The 20,573-nt window shown below is 67.5% G+C and carries 9 protein-coding genes and 1 pseudogene; 7 read left to right on the plus strand and 3 right to left on the minus strand.

Going from position 1 to position 20,573, the window contains the following annotated elements; genetic code table 11:
* Positions 1 to 439 precede the first annotated feature (439 nt).
* The 5 genes from BDI24065_RS32560 (at position 440) to BDI24065_RS32580 (ending at position 14,305) form a co-directional block, all read left to right on the plus strand.
* Positions 440 to 1,480, plus strand: coding sequence for a rod shape-determining protein (locus BDI24065_RS32560; RefSeq protein WP_175034662.1), 1,041 nt, complete (start codon positions 440 to 442; stop codon positions 1,478 to 1,480).
* Between the two features lie 273 nt (positions 1,481 to 1,753).
* The gene (locus BDI24065_RS32565) at positions 1,754 to 2,377 is read left to right on the plus strand and encodes a YdcF family protein (protein ID WP_254609904.1); all 624 of its coding nucleotides are present in this window, start codon (positions 1,754 to 1,756) and stop codon (positions 2,375 to 2,377) included.
* Positions 2,378 to 2,972: 595 nt separating this feature from the next.
* Positions 2,973 to 11,582, plus strand: a complete 8,610-nt coding sequence (locus BDI24065_RS32570) for an autotransporter-associated beta strand repeat-containing protein (protein WP_175034664.1) — start codon at positions 2,973 to 2,975, stop codon at positions 11,580 to 11,582.
* 152 nt (positions 11,583 to 11,734) lie between these two features.
* Complete coding sequence (locus tag BDI24065_RS32575) at positions 11,735 to 13,957, plus strand: amylo-alpha-1,6-glucosidase (protein ID WP_175034665.1); 2,223 nt, start codon at positions 11,735 to 11,737, stop codon at positions 13,955 to 13,957.
* 96 nt (positions 13,958 to 14,053) lie between these two features.
* The gene (locus tag BDI24065_RS32580; protein ID WP_175034666.1) at positions 14,054 to 14,305 is read left to right on the plus strand and encodes a hypothetical protein; all 252 of its coding nucleotides are present in this window, start codon (positions 14,054 to 14,056) and stop codon (positions 14,303 to 14,305) included.
* Positions 14,306 to 14,802: 497 nt separating this feature from the next.
* Here BDI24065_RS32580 and penR read toward each other — a convergent pair whose 3' ends face one another.
* Complete coding sequence (gene penR, locus BDI24065_RS32585; RefSeq protein ID WP_175034667.1) at positions 14,803 to 15,693, minus strand: beta-lactamase transcriptional regulator PenR; 891 nt, start codon at positions 15,691 to 15,693, stop codon at positions 14,803 to 14,805.
* 127 nt (positions 15,694 to 15,820) lie between these two features.
* Between penR and blaPEN-bcc the strand changes: the two genes are divergently transcribed.
* A complete protein-coding gene (gene blaPEN-bcc, locus BDI24065_RS32590) occupies positions 15,821 to 16,768 on the plus strand; it encodes a PEN family class A beta-lactamase, Bcc-type (RefSeq protein ID WP_175034668.1) in 948 nt (315 codons plus the stop codon).
* Between the two features lie 480 nt (positions 16,769 to 17,248).
* Here blaPEN-bcc and BDI24065_RS32595 read toward each other — a convergent pair whose 3' ends face one another.
* Together BDI24065_RS32595 and BDI24065_RS32600 are read right to left on the minus strand one after the other, a co-directional pair.
* Positions 17,249 to 17,449: a hypothetical protein gene (locus tag BDI24065_RS32595; protein ID WP_175015810.1), complete on the minus strand. Its 201-nt coding sequence runs from the start codon at positions 17,447 to 17,449 to the stop codon at positions 17,249 to 17,251.
* A gap of 664 nt (positions 17,450 to 18,113) precedes the next feature.
* Positions 18,114 to 19,324 (minus strand): annotated as a pseudogene (locus tag BDI24065_RS32600) (IS3 family transposase); the annotation flags it as partial.
* 538 nt (positions 19,325 to 19,862) lie between these two features.
* Here BDI24065_RS32600 and BDI24065_RS32605 point away from each other — a divergent pair.
* Complete coding sequence (locus BDI24065_RS32605; RefSeq protein WP_175034669.1) at positions 19,863 to 20,546, plus strand: TagK domain-containing protein; 684 nt, start codon at positions 19,863 to 19,865, stop codon at positions 20,544 to 20,546.
* Positions 20,547 to 20,573 lie beyond the last annotated feature (27 nt).

The following is a 20,573-nucleotide window of genomic DNA, read 5'->3' on the forward strand; positions in this document are numbered from 1 at the left end:
CCGGCGCGCTGGCGGCGGCGACCGGGGCCGCGGCTGCTGCGGCTGCGGCTGCGGCTGCGGATTCCGCGGCCGGCAGCGGTTGCGCGGCGACCGTGCAGCACCAGAAGGCGACGAGCGTCGTGCAAAGCGGGCGCACCCGCGCCCAGCGGAAGGAAACGGTCGCTGTCATGGAGGAAATACCTGGCGTGATCGGGCGTCTGAGGCCTGCCGGGAGCAGGCAAGACCGAGAGATTACCGTGTTTTACAGGCGCAATGCGAGAGGCTGTTGCGTAGCCTGAGGTGTCCGAAACGGCATTTTTGACAATTCCGTCGCGAAAAAATCATCGGAATTGCCTAAAGTATCGGAACGATTTGCCGCTAAGTTCGTGATGGGGCGGCATGGACGCGCCGCGGAAATGCGGCGCGGCTGCCCTGGCCCGTTCGATTACAAAGGTTTGATATGTCGACACCGCTGTTCGGAAAGTTGTTTGCGCAACCCGTTGCGATCGACCCTGGAACGGCGAGTACGCGGATTTATACGCACGAACGCGGCGTGGTGCTGAACCAGCCGTCGGTCGTCTGCTTCCGCAAGGCCGGTGCCGGTGCGACCGACGCGCGGCCGACGCTCGAGGCCGTCGGCGAGCTCGCGAAGGCGCTGCTGGGCCGCGAACCGGGGCATCTCGAAGCCGTGCGGCCGATGCGGCACGGCGTGATCGCCGACGCGCACGCGGCCGAGCAGATGATCCGCAGCTTCATCGACATGTCGCGCACGCGTTCGCGCTTCGGCCGCCGCGTCGAGGTCACGCTGTGCGTGCCGTCCGATGCGACGGCCGTCGAGCGCCGCGCGCTCCGCGAGGCTGCCTTCGCGGCGGGTGTATCGGAGGTCGAACTGATCGAGGAATCGCTGGCGGCCGGGCTCGGCGCGGGCCTGCCGGTGACCGAGCCGGTCGGCTCGATGGTTGTCGATATCGGCGGCGGGACGACCGAAGTCGCGGTGATCGCGCTCGGTGGCATCGTCTACCGCGAGGCGATTCGCGTCGGCGGCAACCAGTTCGACGCGGCGATCGTCAACCATGTCCGCAACCTGTATGGCGTGCTGCTCGGCGAGCAGACGGCCGAGCACGTGAAGCAGACGATCGGTTCGGCCACCAGCGCGGTGCCGCGCAGGTCGACGCGCGCGGTCGGGCGGGGTGTCGGCGACGGCCTGCCGCGCTCGATCGAGCTGTCCAACCACGATGTGGCGGACGCGCTGGTCGCGCCGCTCAAGCAGGTGATCGGCGCGGTGAAGTCGGTGCTGGAGAACGCGCCGGCCGAACTCGTGACCGACATCGCGAATCGCGGCGTGGTGCTGACGGGCGGCGGTGCGCTGCTCGCGGATCTCGAACGCCTGCTGTACGACGAGACGGGGCTCGTCGCCCGGATCGCCGACGAGCCGGCCACCTGCGCGGTGCGCGGCGCCGGCGAGGCGATGGGGCGGCTCACGATGTGCCAGGTCGACTGATCCGGGTCGTGCCGGGCCGGGCATCGCGGTACGGCCATTCCTGTTCTTTCGATCTCCGTATTGGCTGCCCGCTTCGCCGGGCACGTTTCTTCGGTCGACTTGCCGGAAGGCCGGGCGCAGTCCGCCGTCCGGCATCGGTCCGTCGCGTGGACACCTGATCGCGCACCGTGCTAGCGTTACGCGCCCGTCCGGGGCCGGGCAAGCCGACACGCCCGACGACCTGAGAGACCGAAAACCTTGCAAAACCACACCAAACGGGGCGTGTTCGCCCGCATGGGCCGCCTGCTGGCCGTCGTCGCATGCCTCTGGATTGCCGCGGCGGTCGCGCTCGTCGCGTACGGGTTGCGGATGCCGAGCGAGCCGGCCGACGTCGCCGTGATCTTCGGCAACGCGCTCGACGAGACCGGCGCGCCGAAGCCCGTGCTCGCCGCCCGGCTCGACGTCGGCGTGCGCTGCTATCGCACGGGGCAGTGCCCGGCGTTCCTCGTCAGCGGCGCGATCGACGGCCCCGGGCTGAACGAGGCGACCGCGATGCGCGACTATCTCGTGGCGCGCGGCGTGCCGGCCGACCGGATCGCCGTCGACGACCAGGGCGACAACACGCTCGCGACCGCGCAGCACACGCTCGCGTACCTGCAGGCGCACCAACTGTCGCGCGTGCTGATCGTCAGCCAGTACTACCACCTCGCGCGGGCACGGCTCGCGTTCGAGCGCGTCGGCATTGCACGGGCGAACATCTCCGCCGCGTATCCGGGCCGTTTCCAGTTGCGCGACGTCTATTCGAGCTGGCGCGAAGTGCCGGCGTATGCAGTCTATGCGGTGCGGTTGTGGGTGAATCCCGATGCGCGGCCGGTTTCGTTCCGCCCGATGCTTTATCTGATGAGCCTGTTTTCCTGACGGGGCGCGGATTTTTCTGTCGATGCGCGACGAAAATCCAGGCAAGCGAATAGGCGTCCGATATTGTTTATTTGTATGAAGAATTTGAGGGCGGATTATATTTTTCCGATGCTTTCGGGTGCGAAAATATTGCGTCGCAAAAAATGATGGCGATAATCAAGCCGCTATCAGTGTTTTCACGGATGCATCGGTTCTGGTGTTTTTAAGAGAGCTTTATATAAGCTGACAGGTGACATACGAATTTACCTGTTTGAAGTGCTCCGATAAGTAAAAAATGCGCGTTCGCTGATTTCCGGTCCGACTGGGAAAAGATCGACTGGAAAAGCCTGTTTTTTTGAGCTAGCCTTGTCTGACAAAAAGCAGGGCGGTAATCAAATCAACCAGAAAATCGCTGCAGAAAAACGAGGGGCCACCGACATGTCATTCGACTAGTTTCACGCCTGCCTCCCAGGGCCAATTAAAGATTCGTCCATGAATTAGCCGACGTCGCATCGCGACAGCCGGGGCGAATGCTTTTGCGCGAGATTTTCCGCTGCTGGCTGTTCGGTTTCACGGTAATGCGAATTCCAATAACGAACCAATAACGAGGAAAAGCATGAATCTTGCGCGTTCGAAAAAAGCCGGCGAGCCGTTTCCGAAATTGCTGCTGCCGACGGGTGTGTTCCTGGCGCTGTCCGGCGCCGGTATCGTGCCCGCCCAGGCGACCTGTACCACGGCGGGCACGACGGTGACCTGCTCCGGCGTCGCGAATCCGCTGGCGCCCAGCTATTCGAACAGCGCAAACAACATCCACGCGACCGTCAACGCGGGCGCGAGCCTCGGCGTACTGCTCGGCGTCGGCGGCACCGCACTGTCACTGACGGGCAGCAACACCCAGCTGACCAACAACGGCACGATCGACCCGTCGGCGCTCGGCACCGGCCTCGGCGTCCTGTCGAGCGGTACGGTGATCGGCAACTCGGCAGCGAGTGCCGGCACCAACGTCATCAACAACGGCACGATGAACGGCTCGACCGGCGTGGCGATCAGCGGCGTGACGGGCATGGCGCTGTCGGTCCAGAACGGCACGGGCGGTACGACGACCATCGCCAACACCGGCACGATCGGCTCGAATGCGCTGGTCGGCGCGACCCTCGTCGGCGCGGATGCCCCCGTGGTCGCCGCATACGGCGGCGCCACGGTCAACATGACGAACAGCGGCACGATTACCGGCCGCGTGTCGCTCGGTTCGAACGGCACGCCCGGGGCGGGCAACTCGTTCGTCAACTCGGGCACGATCAACGGCAGCGTGTCGATGGGCGCGAACAGCACGAACTCGTTCACCGCGGTGACGGGCTCGTCGGTCAACACGGCGGGCGGCACCGGGGGCGCGCTCAACATCACGGTCGGCCCGGTCACGCTCGGCGTCGCGGCGACGGGCACGGTCGACGGCGGCGCGGGCGGCGACAACACGCTCAACCTGCAGCAAGGGGCCGGTGCGAACGGCACGATCGCGGTCAACAACTACATCAACTTCAATCACGTCGACGTCCAGAGCGGCAACTGGACGATCAACGGCGCGTCGAGCGCGCAGGACGCGACGCTGGCGGGCGGCGTCGCGATCATCAGCAACAACGCATCGCTCGGCACGGGCACCATCACGGCCACCGGCGGCGCGCTGCAGGCGGGCACGGCCGGGCTCAACGTCTCCAACAACGTGCAGCTCAACGCGGGCGGGCTGACGGTGCAGGGTTCGACCGGGCTCACGCTGTCGGGCACGGTGTCGGGCGGCGGCGCGCTGACGAAGAACGACAGCGGCACGCTGACGCTGTCCGGCGCGAACAACTACACGGGCGGCACGAACCTGAACGCCGGCGGCATCGTGGTCGGCAACAACGGGGCGCTCGGCACCGGCGCGCTGAACGTCAACGGCTCGGTCACGCTCGACTCGAGCACGAACACGACGCTCAACAACACCGTCAATGTCGCCACGGGTACGACGCTGACGGTCGGCGGCAGCAACAATCTCGGGCTGGCCGGCAGCATCAACGGCAACGGCGGCCTCGTGAAAAACGGCGCGGCGACGCTGACGCTGACGGGCGCGAACACCTACACCGGCGACACGACGATCAACAGCGGCACGCTCGCGCTGGGCGCAGGCGGCAACCTGGCGGCGTCCGGCACGGTGAACCTGACCGGCGCGGGCGCGACGTTCGACATGAGCAACGCATCGGGCACGCAGACGATCGGCGCGCTGGCGGGCGCGGCCGGCACAAACGTGAACCTCGGTGCCAACGGGCTGACGCTGGACGGCAGCGGCAATGCGACGTACGCCGGCACGATCGGCGGCACGGGCGGCGTGACGCTCGCCGGCACCGGCACGCAGACGCTGACCGGCAGCAACGTCTACACAGGCGGGACGAACCTGAACGGCGGCAACCTCGTAGTCGGCAGCAATACGGCGCTTGGCCTTGGCGCGGTGAACGTCAACGGCCCGGCGTCGCTCGATGCGACCACCAACGTGTCGCTTGCGAACGGCATCAACGTTGCCACCGGCACGACGCTGACGCTCGCCGGCAGTAACAATCTCGGCCTGGGCGGCACAGTCTCGGGCGGCGGCGGGCTCGTGAAGAACGGCGCGGCGACGGTGACGCTGTCCGGCGCAAACAACTACACCGGTGGCACGACGCTGAATGCCGGCGGCCTGGTGCTCGGCAACAACGCGGCGCTCGGCACCGGCACGTTGACCGTCGGCGGTGCGGCGACGCTCGATACGAGCACGAACCTGTCGGTCAACAACGCGGTCAACCTCGCCACCGGTTCGACGCTGACACTGGGCGGCAGCAACGCGCTCACGCTGAGCGGCGGCATCGGCGGCGCGGGCGGTCTCGTGAAGGACGGCGCGGCGACGACGACGTTGACCGCCGCGAACACCTACACGGGCGGCACGACGATCAATGCCGGCACGCTGGCCGTGGGCGCGGGCGGCAGCCTGGCAGCGACGGGCGCGGTGAACCTGGCTGGCGCGGGTGCGGCGCTCGACGTGAGCGCCGCGACCGGTGCGCAGTCGATCGGCGCGCTGTCGGGTGTCGCGGGGACGAACGTGAGCCTCGGCGCGAATGCGCTGACGCTGGGCGGGACCGCCAGCGGCACCTTCGGCGGCGCAATCGGCGGCACCGGCAGCCTGACGCTGGCCGGCACCGGCACGCAGACGTTGAACGGCGCGAGCACTTACTCGGGCGGCACGAACCTGAACAGCGGCAGCAGCGTGGTGCTCGGCAACAATGCGGCGCTCGGCACCGGCGCGCTGAACGTCGCAGGCGCAGCGACGCTCGACACCAACGCGAGCCTGTCGGTCGCCAACGCGGTCAATCTTGCGAACGGTTCGACGCTGACGCTCGGCGGCAGCAATGCGCTTGCGCTGGGCGGCGGCATTTCCGGGGCGGGCGGTCTCGTGAAGAACGGCGCGGCGACCACGACGCTGACCGGTACGAACTCCTACACGGGCGGCACGACGATCAACGCCGGCACGCTGGCGGTGGGCGCGGGCGGCAGCCTGGCGGCGACCGGCGCGGTGAACCTCGCCAACGCGGGCGCGGCGCTCGACCTGAGTACGGCGACCCGTGCCCAGACGATCGGCGCGTTGTCGGGTGTCGCGGGGACGATCGTCAACATGGGCGGCAACGGGCTGACGCTGGGCGGCACCGCCAGCGGCACCTTCAGCGGCGTGATCGGCGGGACGGGCAGCCTGACGCTGGCCGGCACGGGTACGCAGACGCTGACGGGTGCGAACGTCTATACGGGCGGCACGAACCTGAACAGCGGCGGCGTCGTGCTCGGCAACAGCGGGGCGCTCGGTTCCGGCGCGCTGAACGTCGGCGGCGCGGCGACGCTCGACACGAGCGCGAGTCTGTCGGTCAACAACGCGGTCAATCTCGGCACCGGTTCGACGTTGACGCTCGGTGGCAGCAACGCCCTCACGCTGAACGGCGGCATCGCCGGCGCGGGCGCTCTCGTGAAGGACGGCGCGGCGACGACGACGTTGACTTCCACGAACACGTACACGGGCGGCACGACGATCAACGCCGGCACGCTGGCGCTCGGTGCCGGCGGCAGCCTCGCGGCGACGGGCGCGGTGAACGTGGCCGGCGCGGGCGCGACGTTCGACGTGAGCGGTGCGACGGGGGCGCAGACGATCGGCGCACTGAGCGGCGTCGCCGGCTCGGCCGTGAGCCTTGGCGCCAACGGCCTGACGATGAGCGGGACCGCCAGCGGCAATTTCGGCGGCACGATCGGCGGCACCGGCGGCCTGACCGTGGCCGGCACGGGCACGCAGACGCTGTCCGGCGCGAACACCTACACGGGCGGCACGACGATCAATGGCGGCAGCACGCTGGCGCTGGGTGCGGGCGGCAGCCTCGCGTCGACCGGTACGGTGAATCTCGCTGGCGCGGGCGCGACGTTCAACCTGGGCGGTGCATCGGGCGCGCAGACGATCGGCGCGCTGACCGGTGCGGCCGGCTCGGCCGTGAACCTCGGCGCGAACGCGCTGACGTTGAGCGGCAACGGCAACCACACGTTCGGCGGCGCGATCGGCGGCACCGGTGGCGTGACGTTCGCGGGCACCGGCACGCAGACGCTGACGGGCGCGAACACCTACACAGGCGGCACGACGATCGGCGCCGGCGGCACGCTCGCGCTCGGTACGGGCGGCAGCCTGGCCGCAACGGGCGCGGTGAATCTGGCCGGTGCGGGCGCAACGTTCAACCTGAGCGGCGCATCGGGTGCGCAGACGATCGGCGCGTTGAACGGCGCGATCGGTACGAACGTGAACCTGGGCGCGAACGGTCTGACACTGAGCGGGACCGCCAGCGGCACGTTCGGCGGCGCGATCGGCGGTACGGGCGGTGTGACGTTCGCGGGCACGGGCACGCAGACACTGACGGGCGCGAACACGTACACCGGCGGCACGACGATCAACGGTGGCAGCACGCTCGCGCTGGGCGCGGGCGGCAGCCTCGCATCGGGCAGCGCGGTGAATCTGGCCGGTACGGGCGCGACGTTCAACCTGAGCGGCGCATCGGGCGCACAGACGCTCGGCACGCTGACCGGCGTCGCCGGCACGAACGTGACCCTCGGAGCGAATGCGCTGACGCTGAACGGCAGCACCAACGGCACGTTCGGTGGTGCGATCGGCGGCACGGGCGGTGTGACGTTCGCGGGCACGGGCACGCAGACACTGACGGGCGCGAACACCTATACGGGCGGCACGACGATCAACGGCGGCAGCACGCTGGCGCTGGGTGCGGGCGGCAGCCTCGCATCGGGTGGCGCAGTGAATCTGGCCGGCACGGGCGCGACGTTCAACCTGAGCGGTGCATCGGGCGCACAGACGATCGGCTCGTTGAACGGTGCGGCCGGTACGAACGTGACCCTCGGCGCGAACGCGCTGACGCTGAGCGGGACAGCTAGCGGTACGTTTGGCGGTGCGATCGGCGGCACGGGCGGTGTAACGTTTGCGGGCACCGGCACGCAGACGCTGACGGGCGCGAACACGTACACCGGCGGCACGACGATCGACACCGGCAGCACGCTCGCGCTGGGTGCGGGCGGCAGCCTGGCTTCAGGCAGTGCAGTGAATCTTGCCGGCACGGGCGCGACGTTCAACCTGAGCGGTGCGACGGGCGCGCAGACACTCGGCACGCTGAGCGGCGCGGCCGGCACGAACGTGAACCTGGGTGCGAATGCGCTGACGCTGAACGGCAGCACCAACGGCACGTTCGGCGGCGTAATCGGCGGCACGGGCGGCGTGACGTTTGCGGGCACCGGCACGCAGACGCTGACGGGCGCGAACACGTACACGGGCGGCACGACGATCAACGGTGGCAGCACGTTGGCGCTGGGTGCCGGCGGCAGCCTGGCGTCGGGCAGCGCGGTGAATCTCGCCGGCACGGGCGCGACGTTCAACCTGAGCGGCGCATCGGGCGCACAGACGCTCGGTACGCTGTCCGGTGGCGCCGGCACGAACGTGAACCTGGGCGCGAACGCGCTGACGCTGAACGGCAGCGGCAACAACACGTTCGGCGGTGCGATCGGTGGCGCGGGCAGTGTGACGTTCGCGGGCACCGGGACACAAACGCTGACCGGCGCGAATACCTATACGGGCGGCACGACGATCAACGGTGGCAGCACGCTGGCGCTGGGTGCGGGCGGCAGCCTCGCATCGGGCAGCACGGTGAATCTGGCCGGCACGGGCGCAACGTTCAACCTGGGCGGCGCGACGGGCGCGCAGACACTCGGCGCGTTGAATGGCGCGGCCGGCACGAACGTGAACCTGGGCGCGAACGGTCTGACGCTGAGCGGGACCGCCAGCGGCAATTTCGGCGGTGCGATCGGCGGCACGGGCGGCGTGACCTTCGCGGGCACCGGTACGCAAACGCTGACCGGCGCGAATACGTACACGGGTGGCACGTCGATCGGTACTGGCAGCACGCTGGCGCTGGGTGCGGGTGGCAGCCTGGCGTCGGGTAGCGTGGTGAATCTGGCCGGCACGGGCGCAACCTTCAACCTGGGCGGCGCATCGGGCGCACAGACGCTCGGCACGCTGACCGGCGGCGCCGGCACGAACGTGAACCTCGGCGCGAATGCGCTCACGCTGAACGGCAGCACCAGCAGTACGTTCGGTGGTGCGATCGGCGGCACGGGCGGCGTGACGTTCGCGGGCACCGGCACGCAGACGCTGACGGGCGCAAACACCTACACGGGCGGCACGACCATCAACGGCGGCAGCACACTGGCGCTCGGCGCAGGTGGCAGCCTCGCGTCGGGCAGCGCGCTGAATCTCGCCGGCGCGGGTGCGACGTTCAACGTGAGTGGCGCGACCGGCGCACAGACGATCGGTGCGCTGAGCGGCAGCGCCGGCACGAACGTGAACCTGGGCACGAATGCGCTCACGCTGAACGGCAGTGGCAACGGCACGTTCGGCGGCGCGATCGGCGGCACCGGTGGTGTGACGTTCGCGGGCACCGGCACGCAGACGCTGACGGGCGCGAACACCTACACCGGCGGCACGACGATCAACGGCGGCAGCACGGTGGCACTCGGCGCGGGCGGCAGCCTCGCTTCGACGGGCGCGGTGAATCTCGCGGGCGCGGGCGCGACGCTCGACGCGAGCGGCGCGACCGGCGCGCAGTCGATCGGCACGTTGAACGGTGCGGCCGGCGCGACCGTCAATCTCGGCGCCAATGCGCTGACGTTGAACGGGAGCGGCAACGGTACGTTCGGCGGGACGATCGGCGGTGCCGGCGGCGTGACGATCGCCGGCACCGGTATCCAGACGCTGACCGGCGCGAACACGTACACGGGCGGCACCACGATCGCGGCCGGCGGTGCGCTGCAACTCGGCAACGGCGGCACGTCGGGCAGCATCGCCGGCAATGTCGTCGACAACGGCGCGCTGATCGTCAATCAATCCGGCAACGTGACGATGGCGAGCGTGCTGTCCGGCGCGGGTTCGCTGACGCAGGCCGGCAGCGGGCAACTGACGTTGACGGGCACCAGCACGCTGAGCGGCCCGACCACGGTCAGTGGGGGCACGCTCGCCGTCAACGGTTCGCTCGGCCAGTCGACCGTCACCGTGCAGAGCGGTGCGACGGTCACGGGCACCGGCACGATCGGCGGCCTCGTGGTGCAGGGCGGTGCAACGGCGGCCGCGTCGCAGCCGGGCGCGGCGCTGAACGTGGGCGGCAACGTCACGTTCCAGCCGGGCTCGACGTTCCAGGTCGCGGCCGCGCCGCAGCAAAGCGGCAGCCTCGCGGCGAGCGGCACGGCGACGCTGAACGGCGGCACCGTGCAGGTGCTCGCGAACCAGAGCGGCTACCAGCCGAGCACGACCTACACGATCGTGACCGCGGCGTCGGGCGTGCAGGGCGCGTTCAGCCAGGTGAATGCGAACTATGCGTTCCTGATGCCGACGCTCAGCTACGACCCGAATCACGTGTACCTGCGACTGGTCGAGAACGGCACGTCGCTGCCCGATGTCGCGACGACGCCCAACCAGCGCTCGGTCGCGGCCGCGCTCGGCGGGCTCGGCGCGGGCAACCCGCTGTACGACGCGATACTGACGACCGATGTGGCGACCGCACGCCGCGCATACGGGCTGCTCGACGGCGAACTGCAGGCGAGCCTGAAGAGCATGCTGCTGCTCGACAGCCGCTATGTGCGCGACGCGGTGACCGACCGCGTCCGCCAGGGCCTCGCGCCCGGATCGGGGCCGCTTGCCGCGCTGTCGTCGGGTGGCGCAGCCTTGTGCGGCGACAACACGGCCGGCGCGGTCGACCCGACGCTGCCGCCGGAACGCCGGATCGGCTCGCGCGACGGCTGCTACGGCGGCACGCCTTACCAGCCGGTCGTCTGGGGGCAGGCGTTCGGCGGCCGCAGCCGGCTCACCGGCGACGGCAACACGTCGACGATCAACCGCAGCATGACCGGCTTCATCGCCGGCGCCGACATGGCACTCAACGACAAGTGGCGTGCGGGCCTGGCCGCCGGTGTCACGCACAGCTCGCTCGACAACGACCAGAGTTCGTCGGCGTCGGTGAACAGCTACTACCTGTCGCTGTACGGCGGCGCGCAGTACGGCGCACTCGGCGTGCGCGGCGGCGCGTCGTACACGTGGTACCGGATCAACAGCGATCGCTCCCCGGGCTTCGCGGGCTTCTCCGATCACGACTCGGCCGGCTACGACGCGAATTCGGCGCAGGTGTTCGGCGAAGTCGGCTACGCGCTGCCGGTCGGCCCCGTGGCGATCGAACCGTTCGCGGGCCTCGCGTATGTGAACCTGCACACCGACGGCTATACGGAAACCGGTGGCGCGGCCGCGCTGCGTGCCGGCGGGCAGACGACCCACGTCGGCTTCTCGACCCTCGGCTTGCGCGCGGCGTCGCAGCTCGGCTCGATCGGGAGCGGCACGTTCACCGCGCGCGGGACGGTCGGCTGGCGGCATGCGTTCGGCAATGTGAGCCCGTCGTCGGCGTTCACGTTCGCGAACGGCGGTACGTCGTTCCAGGTATCGGGCGTGCCGATTGCCCGCGACAGCGCGGTGCTCGAGGCCGGCATCGACGCGAACATCACGAAGCGCCTGACGCTCGGCCTCACGTACAGCGGCCAGTACGGCAGCGGCGTGCGCGACAACGCCATCCTCGGCAACATCCTGTGGAAGTTCTGACCAGCGCCTGACGTGCCTGCGCGATGCCATGCGGCGGCGACTCTGTCGCATGGCATCGCGTCTTTTTCGTCGCTGCGCACGTCCCCCGTTCTGTCCTATCCTGTGCGAAACACGCGACGCGCCGCGCGTTGCGTTCCGACACAGGAGCATCGATGCCGAATCACGCCGAAGCCAAGACGACGCAGGCGCAGTCAGTCGCGCCTGCTGCCCCGACCCCAGCGTCGGCCACCGCATTCATCGCGCCCGAAGCCGATCCGCAGGCACTGGCGCGCAACAACCAGTACGTCCTGAAATCCGGCGACGCGTTCGTGGTCAGCGACGCGCTCGGCGACATCGGCGGTCGCGACGACGGCCTGTTCGTCGACGACATGCGCGTGCTGTCGACGTGGCGCCTGACCTTCGGCGGCCGCGCGCCGTCGCTGCTGTCGGGCGCGACGAGCGCCGACAACGCGTCGTTCACCGCGCACCTGACGAACCGCCCGCTGCCGCCGCTCGGGGGCCACGAAACGCCCGAGGGCGTGATCCACATCGAGCGGATGCGCGTGCTCGCGGGCGACGTGCTTTACGAAGCGCTGACGCTGACGAACTACGGCGCGAGCGAAGCCGAGGTGCCGCTGTCGCTGTCGTTCGCGGCCGATTTCAAGGACATGTTCGAAGTGCGCGGCACGCAGCGCCCGAAGCGCGGCACGGTCGTTGCTCCGCGAGTCGATGCGGGCGCGGTGCGGCTGCGCTATGACGGCCTCGACAGCGTCGAGCGCAACGTGACCGTGCATTTCTCGCCGGCACCCGATGCTTTGTCGGTCGATCGTGCCGATTACACGCTAACGATCGCCGCGCAGGCCTGCGTGTCGATCTACCTGACCGTCGATGCGACGCTCGGCCCGGTGCATGCGGCAGGACCGGGATGCGGCCGCGTCGCGCTGCGCACCGCGCTCGTCGGCGTGCACCGCGAGATGCGCGCGCGGCGCGAATCGATGGCGCGCGTGAACACCGGCAATCCGCTGTTCGACGCGTGGCTCGACCGCTCGCTCGCGGATCTCGGGCTGCTCACGACGCAGCTCGACACGGGGCCGTATCCGTATGCGGGCATTCCGTGGTTCTCGACGCCGTTCGGCCGCGACGCGGTGATCACGTCGCTGCAGATGCTGTGGCTGCAGCCGTCGCTCGCGCGCGGCGTGCTGCGGTTCCTGGCCGAGCACCAGGCGCGCGAGACTTCCGCATTCCGCGACGCGGAGCCCGGCAAGATCATGCACGAGTTCCGCCGCAGCGAGATGGCCGCGACGGGCGAGGTGCCGTTCGCGCTGTACTACGGTGGCGTCGATACGACTCCGTTGTTCATCGTGCTCGCGGGCGCGTATGTCGAGCGCACCGGCGACGATGCGCTGATCGACGAGCTGTGGCCCGCGCTCGAACGCGCCGCGCAATGGGTGATCGACAAGTGCGACCGCAATCCTTACGGACTGCTCGATTACCAGCGCACGTCGGAGCGCGGCCTCGCGAACCAGGGCTGGAAGGACAGCCACGATTCGGTGTTCCACGCGGACGGCCGCTTCCCGGACGGGCCGATCGCGCTCGTCGAAGTGCAGGCGTATGCGTGCGCGGCACTCGATGCGATGTCGATGTGCTCGCACCGGCGCGGCCACGCGGCCGACGCGACGCGCTACGCGTTGCGTGCGAAGACGCTGCGCGAGCAGGTCGATGCGCTGTTCTGGATGCCGGAAGGCGATTTCTACGGCATCGCGCTCGACGGTCATGGCGACCTGTGCCGCGTGTTTGCGTCGAACGCGGGCCACCTGCTCGCATTCGGGCTGCCCGACGCCGAGCGCGGCGCGGCGGTCGCCGGCGTGCTCGGCTCGACGCTGTTCCAGACGGGCTGGGGCATCCGCACGCTCGCGGCCGGCCAGCCGCGCTTCAATCCGATGGCGTATCACAACGGCTCGGTGTGGCCGCACGACAATGCGCTGATCGCGCGCGGGCTCGCGCGCTACGGCGACAAGACGGCCGCGGTGAACCTGCTGCGCGCGCTGTTCGAGGCGGCGGTGAGCTTCGAGATGCGGTTGCCCGAGCTGTTCTGCGGGTTCCCGCGCCGGCGCGGCGAACCGCCGACCGCGTATCCGGTGGCCTGCCTGCCGCAAGCGTGGGCGGCAGGCGCGCCGTTCATGATGCTGCAGGCCTGCCTCGGCGTGAGCATCGATGCGTCGCGCCACGAGGTGCGCGTCGAGCGCCCGGCGTTGCCGGAAGGCGTCGACTGGCTGCGGATCGACGCGTTGCGCGTCGGTGACGAAACCGTGTCGCTCACGTTCCGCCGCGTCGACGGCCAGGTCGTCGCGTCGGCGGAGCAGCCGGGCCGCGTGAAGGTGGTCGCGGTGCTGTAGCGTGGGGCTGCGCGAACGTTGCGCGATGTCGCGCCACGTTCGCGCGACGCGGCATAGAATCGTGACATGACCCTTGAACGATGGCGGAGGTAGACGATGACGACCGACAACCGGCCCGACGACGGCGAGAACAAGCTCGAGAATCTGGAAGCGGCGGTCGACCACCTGCACAAGTCGATCGAATCGCAGAGCATCGCGGTCGGCGCGGCGAAGGGCATCCTGTTCAGCCTGATCGAAACGCTCGGCGCGCTGATCGGCGATCCCGACCTGCCCGAGCACGCACGCTCGGGCTACGAGGCGCTGCGCGACAAGGCGAGCGAATTGCGCGGCGGGCTTGACCGGCATTGATGCCCGGATGGCGCCGGCGCCTGCCGCACGGGCCGCGCCGGTGCTGCCCGATTCTGCAGACGGAGCACAAAACCCCGTGCGCTCAATGAGTTAGGTGGCCGATGCGCAGGATATCCACAAGCTTGCCAACACAATCTGTGGAGAACCGTCCGGGCCCGGATCGGGGGTGCGGCGCGTGCCGCGCGAAAGCACGGGCGCTGCCACAGGGTTGACCTCGCAAGGTCCGTGTATCGAATCCCCTTTTGTATCATGGTGTTACACGCCCGATTGGAGGGATATCCACAGGCTTGCCAACATATTCTGTGGACAACTCGCAATCGATTGCGTCGCGACAGTTGACGATCGGGCCGCCGAAGGCCGGCGTGTGAAGCCCGTGAATACAGGCTGCCCGATGTCTGCGTCGGCGTGCTAATTCGTGCGCGATCAAGGGCTTAGGCGCCGGGTACCCAGGATATCCACATCCTTGCCAACACTTTCTGTGGACAAACAGGACCGTGTCATTCGGCCTGGGCCGTGTCGGCCGCTTCGGCCACGATCCAGTCGCGAAAGAGCGTCATCGCCGGCGTGAGCGGCTTCGACTTCAGCGAGGTGAGCCAGTAGCCGCCGGCGCGCACGTCGATGTCGAGCGGCTGCGCGAGCAGGCCGAGCTGCAGTTCGCGCGCGAACATGCACGCCGGCGCGAGCGCGACGCCCGCGCCCTGCATCGCCGCCTCGACCATCAGCCGCGACGAATCGAACACGGGCCCGTTGACCGCCCACGGCGCGAGCTGCGCGGCATCGAACCAGCCATGCCATTCGTCGGTGCGGTACGAGCGCAGCAGCGTTTCGTTCGCGAGATCGGCCGGCTGCGAGAGGCGCCGCGCGATGTCCGGCGCGCACAGCGCGGTGAGCGGCGCGTCGAGCAGACGCTCGTTGCGCGTTGTCGGCCAGTTGCCTTCCCCGAAACGGATCGCGAAGTCGAGGCCTTCTGCGGCAAGATCGACGACGTTGTTGTTGGTTCGCATCCGCAGTTCCACAAACGGGTGCGTATCGCCGAACTGCTTCAGGCGCGGCATTAGCCAGCCTAGGGCAAAGGTGCCGACGACGCCGAGCGTCAGCACCTCGTGGAAGCGCCCGCCGTCGAACTGCTTGAGCACCGTCTCGATGCGGCTGAACGCATCGCTGAGCACGGGCAGCAGCGCGCGCCCCTCGTCGGTGAGGCCGAGGCCGCGCGGCAGCCGTGTGAACAGCGTGCAGCCGAGCCGCTCCTCGAGCGAGCGCACCTGCTGGCTGACCGCCGCCTGGGTCACGCTCAGCTCGAGGCCGGCACGCGTGAAGTTCAGGTGGCGCGCCGACGATTCGAACGCGCGCAGCGCATTGAGCGGAAGATGAGGGCGGAGCTTTGTCATAAGAAATTCTTTTGTCAGCGCTCAATTATCGTTGCTTGTCAGGCAACCGTAAAGTCCCGATAGTGCTGTCTCGCCGGCCGGGCGTGTTCCACACCATTTGCCTCCATTCCACCACGAGACAACCGACATGACTTACTCATCGAAACGTCGAACCCTGTTGCTGGCTGCCGCAACGGCGCCACTCGCCTTGACCGTTGCCGCGTGCGCGTCGACGCAGACTGCTGCACCGTACCCGTCGAGCGACGCCGCCGCCGCGGTGGCAGCGGCCACGACGGCCTCGCGCGACGCGGAGACGTTCGATGCGCTGGCGGCGCTCGAACGCAGCGTGGGCGGCCGCCTCGGCGTGTGCGCGATCGACATCGCGAGCGGCCGGCGCGTGGAACATCGCCAGAACGAGCGCTTCCCGTTCTGCAGCACGTTCAAGGCGATGCTGAGTGCGGCGGTGCTCGCGCAGAGCGTCGCGCGTCCGGCGTTGCTGCAACAGCGCGTGACCTATACCAAGGCCGATCTCGTCAACTATTCGCCGGTGACGGGGAAGCATGTCGACGATGGCATGACGGTCGCCGCGCTGTGCGAGGCCGCGATCCAGTACAGCGACAACTCGGCCGCGAACCTGCTGATCAAGCTGCTCGGCGGCCCGTCGGCGGTGACGGCCTACGCGCGCTCGATCGGCGACGACGCGTTCCGGCTCGATCGATGGGAGACCGAATTGAATGACGCGGTGCCGGGCGACCTGCGCGATACGACGACGCCGGCCGCGATGGCCGCGAGCATGAACGCGGTGATGCTCGGCGAGGCGCTGCCGGCCGCGCAGCGTGCGCAGCTCGTCGCGTGGATGCGCGGCAACAAGGTTGGCGACAAGCGGATTCGTGCCGGCGTGCCGGCCGGGTGGACGGTCGCCGACAAGACGGGCACCGGCGACTACGGGACGACCAACGACGCGGGTGTCGTGTGGTCGCCGTCGGGCGCGCCGATCGCGCTGGTCGTGTATTACACGCAGGCGAGCGCCGATGCACGCGCGAAGGAAGACGTGATCGCGTCGGTCGCGCGCATCGTGGTCCGGGCATTCGGTTGAGGCGGGACGGCGCGGCGTGCGTGACGCGACCCGCATGCATGCCGTGCCGCAACCGTGACCCGCGCGATCAAACGTTGTGCGATCAACGACTTAGGTCACGCATGCTCAGGATATCCACATGCTTGCCAACAAAAATTGTGGACAAGCCCGCGCGCGGCCACGTCAGGCGTGGCGCGGGCCGCCGTGCCGCGTTTGAGGCAGCGCGGACAAAGTCTTTCGGATCAAGCGCTTGGCCTCGGTATGCGCAGGCTATCCACACGCTTGCCAACACAATCTGTGGACAAGCCGGTTCGCACGCGCGGCTGGCGGCCCGTTACGTGGCGATTGGGCGTGTGAGCGGCACTTTGCCGGCCGCGTGCCGCATTTGAAGCGGCGCGGACAAAGTCTTACGGATCAAGCGCTTGGTCGCGGTATGCGCAGGCTATCCACATGCTTGCCAACACAATCTGTGGACAAGCCTGGCGGCCGCGGTGGCGACGATCAGGGCTGCCGATCGTCGACGGTGGGCCAGCGCGCGAACGCGAACACCCACAACATGATGAAGTTCAGGATCGGGACGAACATCGTCAGGATCCACCAGCCCGAATGCCCGGTGCGCCGGACGATGCGGACGTACGGATAGATGACGACAACGACGAGCACAAGTGAGACGACCAGCTGCCACGCGGTGAAGTGTTCCATGGTCTTCCTCGGAGTGATGTGTCGTGGTGCGGTACCGGCGGAACGGCCGGGCCGTCGAGCCGTCGCGCGAAGCCGATGATGCGCGGCTGCGTGCGGCTCGCGTGATCTTGACGCGTGGCGGGTGCGAGCGTCAAGGCAACGGTGGGGCGCTGCCGATGCGCGGGATCGTCCGCATGCGCGCCCGCCCGGGCCGCCCGTTGCCGCAACCGTGACGCCGCGCATGAACCGTAGCCCGATCAACGGGTTAGCGCAGGCTTGCGCAGGATATCCACAAGCTTGCCAACAAAATCTGTGGGTAAGTCGCGCCGCGCATGGCGAGCACGTGTGCGCCGACTTCGGCGTGCATCGTCGTGGCGTCGTGACGCGAAGTGCGGCGAAGCGGTGTGTGCGATGGCCATCACCAGGGCCTCGTCTGCATCACGCGTGCCAAAGTCCGTCGGATCAAGGGCTTAGCGTTGTGGTGCGCAGGATATCCACAAGCTTGCCAACATTTTCTGTGGACAACTTTGGCGGTGGCAGCGAACCCTTGTCAGGCGGGCAAGATAGACGATGTGGCGAAACTGGGGGCTGCTTCAGGCCATTCCCCCACGATCCACCATCCCGCATGACGAATTGACATGATACCCCGCTGGAGTTGCCCCTGTAATACCGGACGCGGCATGACACTAAGGATTGCTGAATCCATCGAACGCCGGAACTCGCGAGGCGAGCGATGTTTCAGTGCGCTATGGGGATGCTTCTCGTTGTAATGCTCGAACGCGATGGCCAAATTGCGTGCAGCAGTCGCTGCGTCCGGCGTCGGCATGAAGGCGACGTAGTCGCGTTTCATCGTCTTCACGAAGCTCTCGGCCATCCCGTTACTTTGCGGGCTGCACACCGGCGTGGTCAATGGCTTCAGGCCGATGGCCACTGCGAACCGGCGCGTGTCGTCAGCCGTGTAGCCCGAACCGTTGTCGCTCAGCCACTCGATTTCGGACGGGGTATGCAGGTCGTTGCCAAATCGATTTTCCACAGCAGCCAGCATCACGTCGCGCACGATGTCACCGCTTTGGCCTGCCGTCGCGGCCGCCCGGCTCATCGCCTTACGGCCACAGCAATCCAGCGCGAACGTTACGTGCAGTGGTTCGCCATTGTCGCAGCGGAACTCAAAGCCGTCCGAGCACCACCGCTGATTGCTGTGCGCGACGGCCACCTTGCCGTCGTGTCGACGTTGGGGGGGGCGAGGCGGAGTCGGTCGGCGCTGCATCAGCAACGCATGCGTGCGCATGACACGATAGATGCGCTTGGCGTTGAACGGCACTAGCCCAACCGCGACGCGCTCGTTGCGCAATATGCCCCAAACCCGGCGATAGCCATAGCTGGGCAAATCGCCGACGACCCGGCGGATTTCCTCGACAGCGACCGCGTCGTCAGGCTGCCTCGATTGACGGCCATCGCGCCACGTCGCCGGACGCGACAACCGTGCCGATACGTTCGAGCGCGACACGCCGAGAACTTCACAAACCCGTTTCACTGGTCGTCCTCCGGCAGCGAGGGTGAGTGCGCTATCCATTTTTTTGCCCGGCCGTACTCGACTGCTTCGCGGAGAATCTCGTTCTCCATGGTCTTCTTGCCGAGCATCCGTTGCAGCTCACGAATCTGCTTGAGCGCGTCGGCCAGTTCCGAGGCCGGAACCACTTCCTCGCCAGCCTTGACCGCTGACAGGCTCCCATCCTGATACAGCTTGCGCCAGTGGAACAGCTGGTTCGGATTCACACCGTGCTGGCGCGCGACCATCGAAACCGATTTCCGCGGCTCGAAACTCTCGCGAACCATCGCCAGCTTCTGCTCCGCCGTCCGGCGCCGCCGGCGCTCCGGGCCCGTCAACACTTCCATCACTTCCTGCCAGGTGTTAGTCAAAGACACAGTCTTATGCCTGCCCGTTATTGTAAGTGGGTGACTGTGTCCGGCGTTTCAGGGGGCTGCTCCAGGCATCCAGCACTGAGTCCGATGTGCTGGCAGTGTGTCTTGTTATCTCTATAAGTAAGGATACCTATGGATATGGGTAGGATTTATCTCAACTTGTCGTGTGGTTGATTCGGTCTGCTGGTTGTTGTTCTGCTGGTGTGAATTTGCTTCGGCAGACGGCGCAAGCCATGATGGAGGAGCGTCCAGAAGGCTGCAATATGTCCGTGCCGCCCGATTGGGTTCGCGTGAGGCAGCAAGTCACTTGCCGTTGTCCGCTTGAGCCAGCCCCGGTTGTGCAGACGTTGTGTGTGCAACTTATACGCGGGGCATGTCCATTGTCGCGACAAAAAAATCACACCCTGTGATTTTTGCTGGGCTTTGTTAATTTCGGACGCGTCTTATGTAATTTTCCCGGTGTGTTCGGTAAATTCGACGCAGGAGAAATTCCGTTCGACGGAGATGAAACGTGAAAGACAATACCTCAGGAAAGGATGTCGCTCGCTTTGGCGATTCAACGGATCACGGCGGCACGGTTGTTCACGTCGCAGACAATGTTATGCGCGGGGGATTTCGGGCACTGTCCATTGGTGACGAATGCGGCGGTGGGGCAGTATTTGGTCTGCTTGGATCATCAGCGTCCCTTCGTGGCAGCGAGGCCCTTCGCGAGCTCGATGACAATAACGTTGCTGTGGAGGACGCAAATATTATTGCGTCACTGTACAGTCAATACCTTAGATTTCTCGATGATCCGCTTTCATTGGCCGAGCGGGCAATCTCTTATACACAGGAAGCCACTCCATCTGCGTTGCCCGTGCAGGCTGAACCGGGATTGGGTTTGCTCACTATGGTGGAGTTGCCGCCGCAACCGGTTAAGCCGGTTGCCAAGCCTCACGGGATCACGGAGCTACTCAGGCCACCGGTCAAACTTGAACAGCTGTTCGGCGACCTCAGTGGGGTACCGGACCTCTGTGAACCGGAGCAATGGAACGACGTGCTGGGTCTGTTCGCGCCTGCCGAATTCCTCGCTGCCGCATCACGCCGTGCTGCCCAGCGGCCACCCGAACTGACACGACGTGAACATCATATGGTCGCAATGGATAGCCCCGTGTCCCTGCCGGTCGGGTTGTTGCCTGATAGCGAAACGTCCTGACGTGTCAGTCTGCATACGCTCGCCAAG

The sequence above is a fragment of the Burkholderia lata genome, from assembly GCF_902499025.1.
Taxonomy (GTDB): Bacteria; Pseudomonadota; Gammaproteobacteria; order Burkholderiales; family Burkholderiaceae; genus Burkholderia; species Burkholderia lata_C.